The organism is Spirosoma validum (assembly GCF_014699035.1).
In the GTDB taxonomy this organism is placed as follows: domain Bacteria; phylum Bacteroidota; class Bacteroidia; order Cytophagales; family Spirosomataceae; genus Spirosoma; species Spirosoma validum.
Window position 1 is genome coordinate 422,029 of sequence record NZ_JACXAA010000005.1, and the last position, 17,162, is coordinate 439,190.

Below are 17,162 nucleotides of genomic sequence, written 5' to 3' on the forward strand. Positions count from 1 at the left end.
ATAAAAATCTGCCGGTCCGCCGGTGCGGTTCTATTTTTCAGCCATTACCCTAAACCTAAATCCACATGACAACAGATAAACCCAACACCATTGATGAATACATCGCTGAGTTTCCAGAAGACGTTCAGGAGAGGTTACAACAGATTCGTGCAACGATTAAAAGAGCAGCCCCAGACGCTGAAGAAACGATAAAATACGCGATGCCAACGTTCACACTAAAGGGCAACCTGGTTTACTTTGCTGCATTCAAAAACCACATCGGCTTTTACGCGACACCGAAAGGCAATGAAGCCTTTCAGAAAGAACTTTCGGCTTACAAACAAGGAAAGGGCTCGATTCAATTTCCGCTCAATAAGCCCATGCCGTTGGATTTGATTGCCAGAATGGTGAAGTATCGCGTTGAGGAAAACGTAGGGAAAGCGGCAAAAACGAAAACAATGAAGGGATAAACAGTTTACTACTTGATAAATACATTAGTCAGTTAATCAGCATATCCCCGAAGAATGAACACACTAAACATTGCCATTATTACCGTGTTGCTTACCAGTACGATTGCCAACGCGCAAATGAACGTTGCGAATTATTCGTACGGTAAACCCGGAACTGATACGTATGAACACCTTAGTTTCTGGGTAAAAGATGCTAAACGACAAGACATTACGTATGCCTACGGTAAGGATCGCAAAGAAGTCAAATTACGCTACGCAGGTAAAGCACAGGTCAATAATACGTCTGGATTTAACGCCCAGTTTCCCAATAATACCATCCTGACGATCATGCCCTCTGGCACTACGTTAAAGGTGAGTAATCCGAAAGATAACTACTCAAAAACATTTACCTGGGAATACGAAGGTCCGGTAAACGGCATTGGCACGTTCTGTGATGTCTGCACTCAAGATGAAAAAGAGGCATTAAAGCTTGTTCAGAAGTATTATTTAAAATAATTACTTCCAGTTTGGCATCTACTCATAACTTCAACTTCACCCCCACTTTATTCAATTGCCCCGTAATCCAGGCGCACAGGATTGCAAAGAGGAAGGATTTCAGTAAGCCAACCCCACCGACGAGCACAGCTTCTGGTAAATGAAGGTGCAGAAGCGTCATACCGGCGTAGGCGAAGTACGGAATCAGGTAGCATAGTAACGTATCGGTTCCGGCGGGTTTGATTAGGGTGAACCAGTTTGCTTTTCCGCCTACGTCCGTGAGCCAATAGATGGCCATGAAGGCCAGAATCGTAAAGGCGCTGCACAAGAATAGCCAGGCGGGTGTTTCTCTCAGTTTGCTGATTCCCCAGAACTGACGCGTATACAGTGCTAATCCAATCAGTGCTACGGCGATGACTAGAAAGACCAGTGTCATTTGTTTGTTATCTCCTCGTTGGCGATACTCCTGAAAAAGCGTTGAAATCACGACGCCCCCCATCGTCAGGCCAACTAACGTACCACCGCTAATCGCGCCGGGAATAAGATGAACCGCTTCTGGGAACAAATCTGCACTATTCGCTACGCTTAGAAGCGCGAAAGCAACCCAGGCAAGTACCAGAACAGGCATTCGATTTCGGGCGACCACCGTAACTAAAGCTGCAGCCAGATACGACCAGCCTATCAAGCCCAGAATCCCCCACCAGTGCGTGGCAAAACGTGGAGCCTCTTCGCCCCGATAAATGAACGCCAGCGCCAGCAAGATAGCCACGCCCAAGCCTTTACTCGTAGTTACAATCCATTTCGCTACGGTTTTGGGATATGTATTCCAGATCAGAATGAACGATAGACATGACAAGGTATTCCAGACACCCCGAGTCAAACCCGTCGCGGATTCGTTAATCGACTCTCCATTGACTAGAAAGACGCCCATAACCAGCAAGGCAATCGAGCGCATGATAACATGGCCAACCAACGTAGCATCCGAATCTCCTTTTTTTCGCCGGGCGTCAATGGCATACGGCAATGACATCCCTACGATAAACAGAAACGCTGGAAAGACCGAATCGGCTAGTCCCATCCCGTCAGCGTCGTGCGATACGTGTTCCAGCCAGGCAGGTATGTCTGTCAATGACCATAAGTCATTGACAGAAATCATCAGGACCATCGTTAGGGCCCGCAATATGTCGATAGACGTAACCCGTACAGACGTGACGGATAGCGTATTTGATTGAGTGAGCAATGTTTCTGGCTGAGGCATACACGGATTCAAACTAACGCATAAAAGATACAGACGTTCATCGTCAAGTTAAACGCAACGTGGGCAGCAATAGCCGGATAAATCGAATCACTTTTTCGTTTTATCCAGGCAAACAGGCAGGCGGTCAGGAACATAAGTAGTACCCATACACTCCCCGAAACGGGACGAAAAACAAATTGATGATTCACCAGACTGAGGCCATGATGACAAAGATGAATAATGCCAAAGAACAACGACTCGCTAACCACACTCGCCCGATAATTGAATCGTGTAGACAACGCATCCTGCAAGAATTCTCGGAAATAAATTTCTTCCCCAACTGGACTAAAAATAAGAGCAGGTATCGTGATGATCAGAAAGGCCCCCTTGCTATCCAGAGGTACAGTATTTGCATACGCATTTTTTATAGTTACGTACCAATTGTCGAGGCTTGTATCAAAGAAGGCTTTACCTAACAGAAAACAGAATAAGGCAGCAACCATTCCAGTCAGCAAAGCCAACCCATAAAACGATTGGCTCTTACTGCGCGAGAAGCCCATTTTCTGCCGTTGAGACCGGTTGAGAAAGATAAATGGCATCAACGCCATGAGTATAAAACCCAACGGAAGAACGAACCGGTAGGTAAGTGGACCCAGGATTCCGACTACCCTGACAACAGCGAAAATGATCCCAAACAATAGGGCAATCGGTAGATAATACGTACCGGTAGCCGTTTGATCTCGGGATGTCAATTGCTGTAGCATTAAGCACAATTTTACTGATGAAGCGCTTTTGTATAAAACAAATCAGGCCCGATAATCTACCGAGCCTGATTTGTTTTACTTAATGTACAACCACTTGTTATAGAGTGCCTTTTGGGCAGCTGTTACGTTCGGCAAGGGCGTTAGCCGATAACTTGCTAAAGGATTCGGCGTTAACGTAACGGGTATTTTACGTAACAAGCCCGACCGGTTGACTAATACGTTGAGCGTTTCACCAACCTGCCGATTGCTAATGAGACGTAACAAATCATCACCCACCCGAACGCTGTCTACTGAAAGGATTTCGTCGCCTACGTTTAGGCCGTCGGTGTAGGCGGCTGATCCGCGCCGAACACTCGTAACGGTCGATTTCCCGCCCGCAGTTGATACACCTACACCCAAAAATCCGTCCTGCGTTTTTGACGCTACGTTGGTCAGTTGCAGGCCAACCGGTTCAAAATATGTATTGTAACTGATCGGGTCAGCCGAGTTGACGCCAATGTTGAAAAAATCGTCGAGACTACGTCCGGCCGTTTGCTCAGCCGCTTTCCGGAATTCATCATCTGTAAACCCGCGCTTCTGTTTTTTATAGTACTCGTTATACAGGAATCGCATCAGGTCGTCCATGCTACGTTCGCCATTATTACCTGCCAGAATTGCCAGATTCAGCAACGTTCCCAATACGCTTCCTTTGCTGTAGTAGGAAATGGTCGTATTGTTTGAGTTTTCGTTGGGCCGGTACCCTTTAATCCACGCATCCCAGCTCGATTCAGCCGCCGACTGCACGCGCACGCCTGGTTGATTTTCGATACCCGTAATGTCGTTGGCAACAATATTGAGGTACGTTTCGGGTGAATGGAAGCCCGCCCGACGTAGAATGTAATCTTCATAAAACGACGTACAACCTTCTGACAACCAGAGCATGTGCGTATAATTCTCATTCTCGTAATCGAACGGTCCAAGTGCGACGGGCCGAATACGCTTTACGTTCCAGAGGTGAAAATATTCGTGCGCTACCAGGGTTAGAAAGCCTTTGTAATTCGCTTCCGTTGAATAGGCATTCCGATACGTTTCGAGCGTCGTCGAATTCAGGTGCTCCAGCCCCCCGCCACCGGTAGGGATATGGTGCACGATGAAGGTGTAATGTTTGCAGGGATGTTCACCGATGACCATTGCAGCGGCTTCACAAACGCGCTTATAATCAGCCTGTAAGCGCTTTTCGTCGTATTCCACATCACCAAACATAGCTACGGTATGCGGCACGCCCGACGCTGTGAAACCAAAAGTTCGGTGGTTGCCGATTTCAATGGGTGAATCCACCAGCAAGTCGAAATCTGGCGCTTCGTAGGTAAAGTTGGCACCGGCTACGGGTTCTAGCCCGGTTGCTACGTATTTCCAGGATTTGTAGGGTTGCACAACGACACGTAACGGAATGGTTTTCAGCGCGTCGTGGTACATGAACGTACTGGCGGGTGTTACGTACCCATGATCGGCATCCACAAAGTTCGTCCGTACAGTAAGTTCGTTGGCATAAACGCGATAGCGAATTGTTACGTTGTCATCAGCTGTGTACACGCGCCAGGCATTCTTTCGGATTTTCTCGCTTTTAACAGGCTTTCCAGCAGCCGTTGCCGTAAAGGCCTCGACGTTTTTGGCGTACTCCCGGATCAGATACGAGCCGGGCGTCCAGACCGGCATTTTGATATCCAGATACCCGTTTTTTTTTGCATTCGTCGCCGTTGCACTATTTTTCAGCTGCATCTCCACGTCAAAATAATGGGTCTGCGGCTCGGGCATCGAAAGCACGTAGGTTATGCCCGGCGATGCTGCTGAGGGGGTTTCGTCATTAGTAGATAGGGGCTTTGCAGTTGATGAAAGGAAAATAAAAAATGTCCAGACAGTAAGTAAATACAGGAGCCGGGCGTTTTTTTTCATACGGAAACAGGAATACCTTCGTTTTTTGTCCAGATTAAACGTGAATTTTGCCAATTCATTGGCGAAACTACGACGCAATCCAGAGAATAAGTAGTTTCATGTTTAAAGTTTCTGGTTTCAGTTGAACGTATCGATGTGTCAAGTGGAAGGTTTAACGTTCTAATGGGCCTGCCCTCTATCGAACTACGTGACAATCTGAAACCTGGGATGTTGAACCTTAAACCTCAACCCAACGTAAAATCGTTGTTTTCATCTATGCCCTATTCACTCACCCACACGGGTCAATGCCAGTCAGGCTATTTTTCGCTAAGTCGGCTAGTGTTTACCCTGACCCTGGGGTTGCTTTCTTCACTATCCGTTACTGCTCAGCGAACGCAGAGTTACGCTGAACCAGATTATCACTACCGCAACGGGATCGAACTGTTCGAGCGAGCGAATTACGCAGCGGCCCGTTACGAATTTCGGCAATATCTCGAACCTCGCCGGGGTGATGGTTCACAAACGCTGTTTAACGGCAACGATCAAAATGCCGTCGAAGCCGAGTATTATATCGCCCTGGCCAGTTTGTACATCGATGAGCCCGGTGCAGAGCTGCTCGTTGACCGGTTTGTCAAGAATCACAGCCAGCACCCCAAAGCGGCACAGCTTTACGGCGATCTGGGAACGTACTACTATACCCGTCAGAACTATGCAAAGGCCATTGACTTCTTAGAAAAAGCCGTTGCTCAGGGAGGTAGTAGTTCTCAACAGATTACGTACAAATACCAGTTGGGTCTCTCCTATTACAATACGCAGAATTTGCAGAAAGCGTTGCCACTGCTAAACGAGGTAAAACTCGATACCAGTTCACCCGACGCTCCGGCAGCTTCGTATTACGCCGGGGTCATCAACTTCCGCAATCGTAACTTTAACGAAGCCGTTGCCGATTTCCGACGTATCGAGAAAAACCCAACGTATCAGAATCAGGTGCCAAACTGGATTGCGCAGGCGCTTTATCGGCAACGCCGGTTCGATGAATTACTGGCCTATACTGAACCGCTCCTTAAACGAAATAGTGGTTCGGCCATGAGCGAGGTGGCTCTTTATACGGCCGAGGTGTATTATCAGCAAAATCAGTTTGCTAAAGCAATTCCGTATTACAAGCAATACATTACAGCGGCTGGAGCAAAAGCGCCCGGTGCAGTCAAGTTTCGGTATGGGAAATCGCTGTTCCGTACGGGCGCATATAACGACGCTATTACGCAGTTAAAAACACTGGCAGGGGGTAAGGATACGACGGCTCAGTACGCAGCTTACACCCTGGGGGTTAGCTACTTACAGACTCAGAATCCAAGTTATGCTTTAAATGCATTCGATCAGGCTGGCCGGTTAACTTTTAATCAGGAAATTCAGGAGGAAGCTCGCTTTAACCATGCCAAACTTCAATTAGATCAGAACAATGGAGCTGACGCTGTAAAGGAATTAACGGCCTTTCTGAAGCAGTATCCGAATAGCAAATTTGAGAACGAAGCGAATGAACTGGTTGGCGAAGCGTACTTTGCCTCAAACAATTACCCGGCAGCTATTGCCTATATTGAAGGGCTAAAAAAACGGACACCCAAAATTAACGCTACGTATCAGCGATTGACCTACAACCAGGGTGTCAATGATTTCAACGCTGAACGCTATCCGCAGGCGGTGGCGAATCTGGATAAGTCACTGAAATTTCCGGTTGATACTGAATTACAACAAGCTGCACAGTTCTGGAAAGGTGAATCCTACTCAGCCGGTAAACAGTACGATACGGCCATTCCAATTTATGCCAGCGTATCTAAGTCGGGTTCGACCTACGCTACGAAAAGCTTATATGGACTCGGCTATGCGTATTATAACAAGAAAGACTACGGCAATGCCGCTACGTATTTCCGCGATTTTGTAGGCAAACGAGCCAGCGTTGACGACCAGGCGCAGGTCCAGGATGCTACCATTCGCCTGGCGGACTCGTATCTGGCGACAAAGCAGTATGAAAATGCGCTACGATCCTACGATCAGGCAATTGCACAGAATGCCGCTGACAAAGATTATGCCTCGTATCAGAAAGCCGTTACGTTAAGTTACCTTGGTCGTGACACCGAAGCGAAATCTCAGTTTGATCAGGTACAGCGCCAGTATCCGAACTCACGTTTCGTTGACGAATCACTATTTCAACGGGCTAACGTCGATTTCGAGAAGGGTTCGTATCAGGTGGCCATTCAGGGCTTTACGAAGCTGATTCAGGACAAACCCAATAGTTCACTAATTCCGGCGGCCTTGCTGAAACGCGCCATTGCTTACGGAAACATACAGCAGTATGATCCGGCGGTTGCCGATTACAAACGAATTCTGGATAACTACGGTAACTCAGAACAGGCCCAAAGCGCATTGCTTGGCATTCAGAATGCGCTGAGTGATGCTGGTCGACCAGAAGAGTTTTCGCAGGTGCTCGGCCAGTACAAGAAAAGCAATCCGGGCAGTACCGATGTTGAGCGCGTGCAGTTTGACAACGCCAAGGATATTTACGCGAATGGGAAATACGCTCAGGCCATTCAGTCGCTGCAAGCGTTCATGCAGGAATACCCCAACAGTCCAAGCACGAACGAAGCTCGCTATTACATAGCGGAGTCTTATCGGCAAACCAACGACCCTGCGAATGCCCTTCGGTACTATAATCAAATCATTGCCGACAACAAATCTGATTATCTAATACGTGCTGCCACGCGGGCTGCGGACCTGGAATCAAAGCAGAAAAATTATCCGCGTGCCATTCAGAATTATCGGGTTATTCTGAGCAAAGCCAGCGGAAAACCCGATCAGGTTACGGCCCAACTAGGCATGATGGATACGTATTTCGTTTATCCAAAGCTGGATTCCGCGGCCATTCTTGCCCGCGACATCGTAGCGGCTGGAAGCGTGGTGCCGGGTGCTCAAAATCGGGCTCAACTTATGCTGGGCAAAGTAGCCCTTGCGAAAAGTGATTATAAAACGGCTCAAACGGAATTCGATAAAACCATCGCGCTAGCCAAAGACGTGAATGGCGCTGAAGCCCTCTATCATCTTGGTGAAATCCAGAACAAACAGAAAAAGTACAAAGAGTCGACGGCTACGTTGCTGAAGTTTAACGAACAGTTCGCCGACTTTGAGTACTGGAAAGGCAAAGCGTTTATTCTGGTTGCCGATAACAACGTAGCGCTAGACGAAACGACGCAGGCTAAGGCCGTTCTGAATTCAATCATCGAAAACTCATCCGACGAAACCATTATCGCCGAAGCCAAACAAAAATTGGCCACGCTTGAAAGCAAAAATTAATGAAGAGTGAAGAATGAAGAATGAAAAGTAAGAACAATGGTCTGTCTTCAGAAATAGACTTTATTCTTCACTTTTCACCGCTCCGGCGGCCCGGTCTTCACTCTTCACTAATTCTCACTCTTCACTATGATCGTACGTCCCCTTCTCACCCTTACTTTCCTTTCTTTATCAGCAACGCTTTGGGCTCAGGAGCAACCCAAGCCAACGCGTCCCGTTAAAGAAGGTGAAATCGATACGCAGGAAATTACGGTTGAAAAGAGCCGGAAAATTAATCTCCCACCGGCCAATCGACTATTCAACAAAATCCCATCCGTTAAGCCATCGGCTGAACAACGAAAACTAACTTACGAATTTGAAGACCGGAAGTTAACCGTTGGCGATCCCCGGATTATGCCGGGTGTACTGGCTCCCGCAACGGGTCAGGTTGACGAAACGTCAGGTTATAGTAATTACGTAAAATTAGGCGCCGGGAATTACAGCTCGTTTTTAGGCGAAGGTTTCGTCGGACTTAATACCCTTTCGAACCTTGCTCTTGAAGGCTCCATACGGCATTTATCATCAGGTATTGGGCCGGTCGATGGAAAAAATTCGAGCCAGAGTGATACGCGGGTTCGGGTTACGGGTAAATACTTAACCGATGCGTTTAAGCTGCAAGGTGATTTAGGGTTCGACCGAAACGCGTATAATTTTTATGGCTACAGCCGTGAATACGCAGCTTCACCAAGCTTCAATCCTGACTTGATCAAGCAAAACTTGAATACAATCAATTTTAAGATTGGCATCGAAAACGCCAAAACCGAAAATGCGATTGATTATTCGCTACGTACGGGTATTACGTCTCTTCGTGATCGCTTTAATGCATCCGAAACTGACTGGGGTACGAACCTAAATGCATCGCTTGGTATCACTGACAATATCGTAGCTCTTGTAGCCGCTGATGCCTACGTAACGCAACGCTCAGACGGCTCTATTGTTGATAATCGGAATCTGTTTCGGGTAAAGCCTACCTTTAAGTACACTTCCGATTTATTTACAATCACAGCCGGTATCAATGCCGTTAACCAAACCGATAAACGCCAGGGCATCAACGATACCAGAGCATTTCCAATTGTTGATGTCGATTTCGTTCCGGCAGGAAATATCCACGTATTCGCGGGTCTTGATGGCGATATTAATCGCAATACACTACGTTCGTTACTTGGCGAAAACAAATGGCTTGCTTCTCAGGTCGTTTTAGCGAACACCGTTAAGTCGCTGGATGTTTATGCGGGTACGAAAGGGGCTTTGAGCGGAGGGTTCTCGTATGAAGGTAAAGTTTCTTACGCTCGCTACCGGAACTTCTATACGTTCAACAACTCGCAACCCGACACAACCAAGTTTGGCGTACTATATGACGGTGGTATATCAAACGTGTTGACTGTTTCAGGACAATTAACTTATGCATTGAAAGACAAATTCCGCTCAACACTAAAAGCCGACTTTTTTGGGTATAATCTCGACCGTCTGGAACAGGCATGGGGTCGCCCACAGACTGCCGCCACCTGGACTAACTCGTACATTCTCGACAAAAAATTATTCATCACGGCCGATTTGTATTTTTATCAGGGCATCGTAAATAAAAACTTTACATCTAACGTGCTCTACACCCTAAAACCGATCTATGATCTTAATGTAAAAATTGACTATTTCCTAGGGAAACAAGTATCTGCATTCGTGTCGTTAAATAATATCTTTAGCCAAAACTACCAGCGGTATTTGTATTATCAGTCGCAAGGTCTTAACTTTCTCGGCGGAATCAGTTACTCATTCTAATCTCCACCGGCGCATCTTATGGCTTCCGTTAACGATTATCTCAAAAAGCTGCTGTATCAATACGACTGTGTAGTTGTTCCCGAGTTTGGCGCTTTTCTGACCCATTACCAACCGGCAGCCTTTTCTGAAGCCAGTGGCCTCTATCTCCCTCCTCGTAAACGGGTTGCTTTTAATGAAGCACTTCGCTTTGACGATGGTATTCTGGCTAATTACATTATGTTACACGAACCCGTTACGCGCGAAGGTGCGCAACGGCACATTAGCGTATTTGTTGATGAGTTACGTGAACAAGTTGAAGTAATAGGTCATTTTGAATTGGATGGTATTGGTACCTTCAGTCGTAATGATGAAGGAAAACTTCAGTTTGACCCTAGTTTGCGACACAACTTTTTTGGTGAAGCCTATGGTATGAGTGCCCTGTCGGTGCATTTGGTTAATCGCCCGGCAGTAGCAGAGACTCCAATCGAAGCTGTACCCGTTATAGCCGTTGGCCCCGTGTTAGTCCGAGATGAAGATGTAACATTAACCCCTTTACAACCCGCCCGGCCGTACTGGCGTGTGGCTGCCGCCGTCCTACTGGTTGGCTCGCTGGGTTTAGTTAGCTATTTCTCTGTTGTAAAGCCGGGTCAGCCTTTACAGAGCAGCCTCGACCCTGCCAATCTATTTCGGGTGCCAGCGGCATTAACTGCCCCTGCCAAAGATAAGGAAACACCGAAAAAAATAGAGGTGACTCATAAAATTGTCCCAGCGACGGCGCCTGAGACAAAACCTGTTGTCGCCCCTCCCACCACTGTCGGGCCAGTTGCTGTTACACCAGCGACCGTTGCTACGGAACCAGCGGTAAAAGAGGAGGCTATTATAGAATTAGAACCTGTCAAAAGGGTTCCTCTTGCGAAACTTGCTCCGGTTCATAGCGATCATCATTTTACCGTTATTGCCGGGGTGTTTTCCAGAAAAGAGAAAGCGATGCCTCTAGTGAGCTATTTACACAAAGCTGGCTATACAGATGCTTATATAATGGTTCAAGGCCGCAAATCATTACGTTACAAAGTTGCCGCCATTGGCTCAGACGATAAGTCAGAAGTTCAGTCGCATATTCCAGCTATCAGCAAAATGATTGGCTCGACGGCCTGGATCTATACGAAATAAGCAATCATATTTCTTTGTAAAAAGACAGTTCGTGAGGACTGTCTTTTTTGTTTTACTTAGCTTTCACAATACTCAATGCGTTAAAAACAAAACGACTCCCACTTTCGCAGGAGTCGTTTGGCAAATACAAACAGGAACATTAACCCAGATACGTCTTCAATGCTTTCGACCGTGAGGTATGGCGGAGCCGACGAATGGCTTTTTCTTTTATCTGTCGGACCCGTTCGCGGGTCAGGTTGAATTTTTCACCGATTTCTTCGAGTGTCATTGCATGTTCGCCATTCAATCCGAAGTAGAGCGTGATCACATCGGCCTCACGTTGCGTTAACGTTGAGAGTGCACGTTGTACTTCTTTACGTAACGAGTCATTAATTAAGCCCGAATCTGGTTTGTCTTCGCCGTCATTTTCAAGAACGTCGAGCAGGCTATTTTCCTCACCCTGTACAAACGGTGCATCCATTGATACATGGCGACCTGAGATTTTCAACGTATCGACAACTTCAGCAGCCGAAATTTCGAGCACGGCAGCTAACTCTTCCGGAGAAGGCTCCCGCTCGAACTTTTGCTCTAAATCCGAGAACGTTTTGGAAATCTTGTTCAGTGAACCAACCCGGTTGAGAGGTAAACGTACAATCCGCGACTGTTCGGCCAGAGCCTGCAAAATGGATTGACGAATCCACCAAACGGCGTAAGAAATAAATTTAAACCCGCGCGTTTCATCAAAACGCTGAGCTGCTTTAATTAATCCTAAATTCCCTTCGTTGATCAGGTCACCTAGCGAGAGTCCTTGATTTTGATATTGCTTAGCAACCGACACAACGAAGCGCAGGTTTGCCTTAGTTAATCGCTCCAGCGAGAGTTGATCACCATCCCGAATTTTTTGCGCCAGCGTTACTTCCTCATCAGGCGTAAGCAGGTCTACTTTACCAATTTCCTGCAAGTACTTGTCTAACGACTGGCTCTCGCGATTGGTAATCTGTTTTGAAATCTTTAGCTGTCTCATGATACGTTTTCCCCGGTGGAATGACTATATAACGCTAACGTTTGACGATGCATTACACAAAAAAGTAACAATGGCTTACGCATTTTTGTTCTCTGGCTTGGGCAGTAAAACCTTGCGTGACAAACGATATTTTCCTGTCTTTTTATCGATGTCAATCAGCTTTACCGTCACCTCTTCGCCTACTTGTAAGACACCTTCCATGGTTTCCAACCGTTCCCACTTAATCTCGGAAATGTGCAATAGCCCATCTTTACCCGGCATGAATTCAACAAAAGCCCCAAACGGTTGAATTGTTTTGACTTTACCTACATACGTTTCACCAACTTCCGGTACAGCCACAATACCTTTCACACGGGACACGGCTTTGTCCATGCTTTCTTTGCTGGTTGCAAAAATGCTAACCCAGCCAGCATTGTCATGTTCATCTATATTGACAACAGCACCAGAATCTTTCTGGATGTCCTGCACAACTTTACCGCCGGGTCCAATAACAGCGCCAATCTGGTTTGTATCGATCTTAATAACCATAGCACGAGGAGCATGTGGTTTTAGATCTGAGCGGACATCAGCAATACCTTTCTGCATTTCACCCAAGATATGAAGCCGTCCAACGCGAGCCTGTTCCAGAGCCTGGGCAAGCACATCGTACGATAAACCCTCCACTTTAAGATCCATCTGGCAGGCGACAATACCTTTTTCGGTTCCAGTCACTTTAAAATCCATGTCACCAAGGTGATCTTCATCACCGAGAATATCTGATAACACGGCATACTTATCACCATCCGAAATCAGGCCCATGGCAATACCAGCGACCGGTGCTTTAATTTTTATACCGGCATCCATCAACGCCATTGTACCGGCACAGACTGTCGCCATCGATGATGAGCCATTCGACTCCAGGATATCCGAGACGATGCGAATCGTGTATGGATTTTCTTCTTCGGGTGGCAGTACTTTTTTCAGCGAGCGGTGAGCTAGATTACCATGACCAATTTCCCGCCGACCAGCGCCCCGATTTGGCTTAACTTCGCCCGTCGAGAAACCAGGAAAGTTGTAATGCAACAGGAATTTAGCATATCCCTGATACATGGTCTGATCGACAATCTGCTCGTCAGTTTTTGTACCAAGGGTAACAGTTGTCAATGATTGAGTTTCACCTCGGGTAAACAACGCTGAACCGTGTGGACCAGGTAAAAGACCCGCTTCGGTAGAAATAGGGCGAATTTCATCTAATTTCCGTCCATCCAGACGAGTACGTTCGTCCAATACCAACCGACGTGAAGCCTCCCACACTAAATCAGCGAAATAGGTTTTAACTAAAGTCTGATTTATTTCTGAGCCTTCAAGAAATGAAGCCATGTATTCGTCGCGAACGGTTCTGAAACCCTCCGAACGGCCTTTTTTACTACCGCTCTGAAGACGCGCTACGTCATAAATCTTATCGTAGGTAGCAGTCCGCACGGCTGCACGCAGGACTTCATCATGTGTTTCATGATTGTACTGTCGTTTTTCAGTCTTACCAACTTTAGCCTCTAGCTCTTTCTGAGCCTGGCATTGTACTTTAATAGCTTCGTGGGCTACTTTAAGCGCTTCCACAACTTCGGCTTCTGAACATTCGTCCATTTCGCCTTCTACCATGCAAATATCTTTCTCCGTAGCTGCTACAATTAAATCGATGGTAGCCCGCTCAATATCAGCTGTTTTCGGGTTAATCTTATATTGACCATCAATTTTAGCAACCCGTACTTCAGAGATAGGTCCATTAAATGGAATATCCGATACGGCCAAGGCTGACGAGGCAGCTAAGGCAGCTAAGGCATCAGGCTGAACTTCAGGATCAGCAGAAATAAGTGTAATAATAACCTGAGTATCAGCGTGATAATTATCAGGAAAAATAGGCCGCAAGGCCCGGTCTACCAAACGACTAATTAGGATTTCGTGATCTCCTAAGCGACCTTCGCGTCGTTGGAAGCTACCTGGAATTCGGCCCGCAGACGCAAATTTCTCCTGGTAGTCAACCGATAGTGGAAGAAAGTCAACGCCTTCTTTCGCGTCTTTACTCGATACAACGGTGGCTAACAGCATTGTGTCGCCCAACCGTACAACCACCGCACCGTCGGCCTGTCGGGCCATTTTTCCAGTTTCGATGGTAATTTCCCGCCCGTCGGGCAGCGCAACGGATTGCGTGGTAATTTGAAACATACAGCAGATTTTGAATACGCCCTCTTACAGCTTTTTTGACTTCTGAGTTTAGATCCTATGATTACAAATTTTCATTAATCACACGTCTGGCCCAGTCATCAGACCTCAAACTAATTCTTCTTTGATTAAATAAACCTTCCGACCACAATCATCTCTTCAGCAATCAAACAACAAAAATGAGGGAATCTACTGTGTAGCAGATTCCCTTTTTTTGTGAGCGGTTAATTACTTCCGTAGTCCCAGCGCGGCTAAAATGGCCCGGTACCGGGTAATCTCTTTCTTTTGCAGGTAATTCAGCAGACGCCGACGTTTACCTACTAATTTCAAAAGGCCCAGTTGAGTGCCGTAATCGTGCTTGTGGACTTTCAGGTGGTCAGTTAAATGACTGATCCGGTAGGTGAACAGCGCGATCTGGGATTCGGCCGACCCGGTGTCCGTTGCGCTTTTGGCATGACCCGAGGTGGAGAAGATCTCCTGCTTTTTTTCGGTCGTTAGATACATCTTCAGACAGCTAATTTGATTGAAAAATTGAATTCGGGTGCAAAGATACGAAAAATAGTCTATAATTAGCACCTAACAGCCAACAGTTTCTATATGTATAAACTATACTAATGACTGCTGGCTATTTCCTGAAGATTGTCCTCTATAAACTTTCCATTTTTGTTTTAGCCGTTCCCAAGCGATCACATAGACATCTTTGTCAAAAAGGCGTGAGTCGTGGCGAGCCCGCTGCATAAGAAACAATCCAATTGGGAACAATACCGCGTTTGCCAGCCAAGCACCAATAGGAACCCACACTAAGCCCTCTTTCGCATATTTATCCCCCTGCAATGTCAATACGTATAGGAAAATAAAAAACACAATCGACACGAGTACGGGAAGGCCAAAGCCACCTTTCTTAATAATTGCACCCATAGATGCGCCGATCAGAAACATCACGAAAACCGAAATCGCCTGCGTAAATTTATGATGCGTTTCTAACTGATATTTCCAGACATTTTTTTCTTTTTCCGTCAGGTAGGTTACGTTAGAGGTTGAGTATGATAAAATATTTTGCGCTTGACTCAGTGCCATTTGCATTAAGTCGGGACGAGGCACATTCTGCTTATTTAGCAGCGAGTCGACCCATTTCCCCTCTGTTACTTTTTTCTCTTTGGCGGACGCATCTGACTTGAACTGATAATTATAGTATTGCCGTGAATTGCCAGCTACGCTTAAACTTGTTTTCGTATAATCTCTCCGCAGTGAGTCGGTCAATGTCGTCAGTTCGTTAAGATTTTTCATATACTCATGGTATTCGAACTGGTTCTCATCGGTACGTTTGATGCCAAATGATTCAAGACTAATCACAAGTCGATAATCCTTGAATCCATTTCGCATGAACTGTGCTCCTTTCGCATTAGGTCCACTACTGGCATAGCTAACCGTATTATTGTCTGAATATTCCTGATAGTCATTGCCGTTAAATAGCTGAAAGGTTAGGTACGTCCTGTCCTTATCCATATACATTCGTCCAGAATCGGCCAGAATAATCTCACGGTTACCAGATTCCAGTCCGTTTGTTGGATGTTTATATATAACTAGTCCTTTCAACAAGTCGCCATTTTTACTCTCCTTGGGTGCCTTTACTTTCTGATCTACTTTAATACTGTATCCAGGCAAATCATTGTAGAAGATGCCCTCTTTCAGATTTAGCGTCGCCTTAGCAGTCTTAATATCGTAAAGCAGGCTATACCCTTTTAAATTAGCCCAGGGAGAAACTGAATTATTAAACCAGAAGGAAAAGGCGCTAATAACGACGGCAACAACAAGTAACGGACGCATTGCTCGGGTTAACGAGATACCCGCGCTTTTCATAGCCGTCAATTCAAAAAATTCGCCAAGATTACCAAACGTCATCAGCGACGACAACAAAACTGCCAGTGGCAATGCCGTCGGAATAGTTAATAAAGCGAAGTAGAAAAGAAGGCGGCCAAAAGTGGCCAGATCGAGATCCTTAGAGACAAAATCGTCAATATAAAACATCAGTAGTCGCATCAGGAAGATAAAGATGACGACGCCGAGGGTTAAAAAAAACGGCCCCCAAAACGAGCCGAGTATTAATTTATCAATCTTTTTCACAGGATGGATATACAAAGGAAACTACCCAGTAATTGACTTACGATCTAATAACACAGATAACCTCGTAAATCGTCCATCATAATTCGTAAATTATGTTAACTACCAACAATTTCCCGCAATTTGTCCATTAAACCATCCCACAAATCCCTAAGTTCGTCCTGATCAGTGGTAGAAGAGTAGTCAGTAATACGTAGAAACGTTGATTGGGTTAGCTCACTCTGATCGACCCGAAAATCAACGTAGTTATTATCAGACCCATTTTCGTCTGTATCCAGAAACTCAAAACGTACACCCTTGTTTTGCCGCATGGATACTTGCCGGGCAATGTGACTTTCATTGTCCCACTGGAAATCGAATCGTTGTTCAGGCATAGTGTTCACCTTGCTGGCAAACCATTGTGACAAGCCCGATGCTGTACTAATATAAGGAAACAGCATTTTAGGAGATGCCCGCAGTTCATATTCAGTAATAAATTTAAATTTCTCCATACCTGATAGTCTAGTAGAAAAGGGTCCTTGGCAAAGGTAAACGATTTTTTTTGCGAAAGTCAACGCTGTTTTTGGCCTTGAGCCAATTTTTACTTACTTTTGTGGCATCAATACGGCGGGGTAGCTCAGATGGTTAGAGCGTAGGATTCATAACCCTAAGGTCGGCAGTTCGATCCTGCTCCCCGCTACCTTTTTATTATAGACTTA

13 protein-coding genes and 1 tRNA gene are annotated in these 17,162 nt (G+C 46.1%); 6 read left to right on the plus strand and 8 right to left on the minus strand.

Annotated features, from left to right (window positions below; genetic code table 11):
* The first annotated feature begins 65 nt into the window (after positions 1-65).
* Positions 66-449, plus strand: coding sequence for an iron chaperone (locus IC230_RS16280; RefSeq protein WP_191040097.1), 384 nt, complete (start codon positions 66-68; stop codon positions 447-449).
* 54 nt (positions 450-503) lie between these two features.
* Complete coding sequence (locus IC230_RS16285; RefSeq protein ID WP_191040098.1) at positions 504-944, plus strand: hypothetical protein; 441 nt, start codon at positions 504-506, stop codon at positions 942-944.
* Between the two features lie 22 nt (positions 945-966).
* Here IC230_RS16285 and IC230_RS16290 read toward each other — a convergent pair whose 3' ends face one another.
* The 3 genes from IC230_RS16290 to IC230_RS16300 all read right to left on the minus strand — a co-directional run bounded on the left by IC230_RS16290 (position 967) and on the right by IC230_RS16300 (position 4,856).
* Positions 967-2,181 carry a DUF5009 domain-containing protein gene (locus IC230_RS16290; protein ID WP_191040099.1) on the minus strand — a complete coding sequence of 405 codons (1,215 nt, stop codon included), beginning with the start codon at positions 2,179-2,181 and terminating at the stop codon, positions 967-969.
* 8 nt (positions 2,182-2,189) lie between these two features.
* Positions 2,190-2,924, minus strand: a complete 735-nt coding sequence (locus IC230_RS16295) for a CPBP family intramembrane glutamic endopeptidase (RefSeq protein ID WP_191040100.1) — start codon at positions 2,922-2,924, stop codon at positions 2,190-2,192.
* A 75-nt stretch (positions 2,925-2,999) separates the two neighbouring features.
* Positions 3,000-4,856, minus strand: a complete 1,857-nt coding sequence (locus tag IC230_RS16300; protein WP_191040101.1) for a M61 family metallopeptidase — start codon at positions 4,854-4,856, stop codon at positions 3,000-3,002.
* Between the two features lie 255 nt (positions 4,857-5,111).
* Between IC230_RS16300 and IC230_RS16305 the strand changes: the two genes are divergently transcribed.
* The 3 genes from IC230_RS16305 to IC230_RS16315 all read left to right on the plus strand — a co-directional run bounded on the left by IC230_RS16305 (position 5,112) and on the right by IC230_RS16315 (position 11,141).
* Entirely contained in the window at positions 5,112-8,180 is a 3,069-nt protein-coding gene (locus IC230_RS16305; RefSeq protein WP_191040102.1) for a tetratricopeptide repeat protein, read from the plus strand.
* 126 nt (positions 8,181-8,306) lie between these two features.
* Complete coding sequence (locus IC230_RS16310; protein WP_191040103.1) at positions 8,307-9,992, plus strand: TonB-dependent receptor; 1,686 nt, start codon at positions 8,307-8,309, stop codon at positions 9,990-9,992.
* Between the two features lie 18 nt (positions 9,993-10,010).
* Positions 10,011-11,141 carry an HU domain-containing protein gene (locus IC230_RS16315; RefSeq protein WP_191040104.1) on the plus strand — a complete coding sequence of 377 codons (1,131 nt, stop codon included), beginning with the start codon at positions 10,011-10,013 and terminating at the stop codon, positions 11,139-11,141.
* A 139-nt stretch (positions 11,142-11,280) separates the two neighbouring features.
* On the opposite strand, the gene IC230_RS16320 is transcribed toward IC230_RS16315, so the two are convergent.
* From IC230_RS16320 to IC230_RS16340, 5 genes are all read right to left on the minus strand, one after another.
* Positions 11,281-12,144 carry a sigma-70 family RNA polymerase sigma factor gene (locus IC230_RS16320; protein WP_191040105.1) on the minus strand — a complete coding sequence of 288 codons (864 nt, stop codon included), beginning with the start codon at positions 12,142-12,144 and terminating at the stop codon, positions 11,281-11,283.
* A 75-nt stretch (positions 12,145-12,219) separates the two neighbouring features.
* On the minus strand, positions 12,220-14,346 hold the full coding sequence (pnp, locus tag IC230_RS16325; protein WP_191040106.1) for a polyribonucleotide nucleotidyltransferase: 2,127 nt from the start codon (positions 14,344-14,346) through the stop codon (positions 12,220-12,222).
* 225 nt (positions 14,347-14,571) lie between these two features.
* Positions 14,572-14,847: a 30S ribosomal protein S15 gene (gene rpsO, locus IC230_RS16330; protein WP_191040107.1), complete on the minus strand. Its 276-nt coding sequence runs from the start codon at positions 14,845-14,847 to the stop codon at positions 14,572-14,574.
* Between the two features lie 102 nt (positions 14,848-14,949).
* Positions 14,950-16,467: an LptF/LptG family permease gene (locus tag IC230_RS16335; protein WP_191040108.1), complete on the minus strand. Its 1,518-nt coding sequence runs from the start codon at positions 16,465-16,467 to the stop codon at positions 14,950-14,952.
* A gap of 95 nt (positions 16,468-16,562) precedes the next feature.
* Positions 16,563-16,955, minus strand: coding sequence for an START-like domain-containing protein (locus tag IC230_RS16340; RefSeq protein WP_191040109.1), 393 nt, complete (start codon positions 16,953-16,955; stop codon positions 16,563-16,565).
* Positions 16,956-17,069: 114 nt separating this feature from the next.
* Between IC230_RS16340 and IC230_RS16345 the strand changes: the two genes are divergently transcribed.
* Positions 17,070-17,143: transfer RNA gene (locus tag IC230_RS16345), tRNA-Met, on the plus strand.
* Positions 17,144-17,162 lie beyond the last annotated feature (19 nt).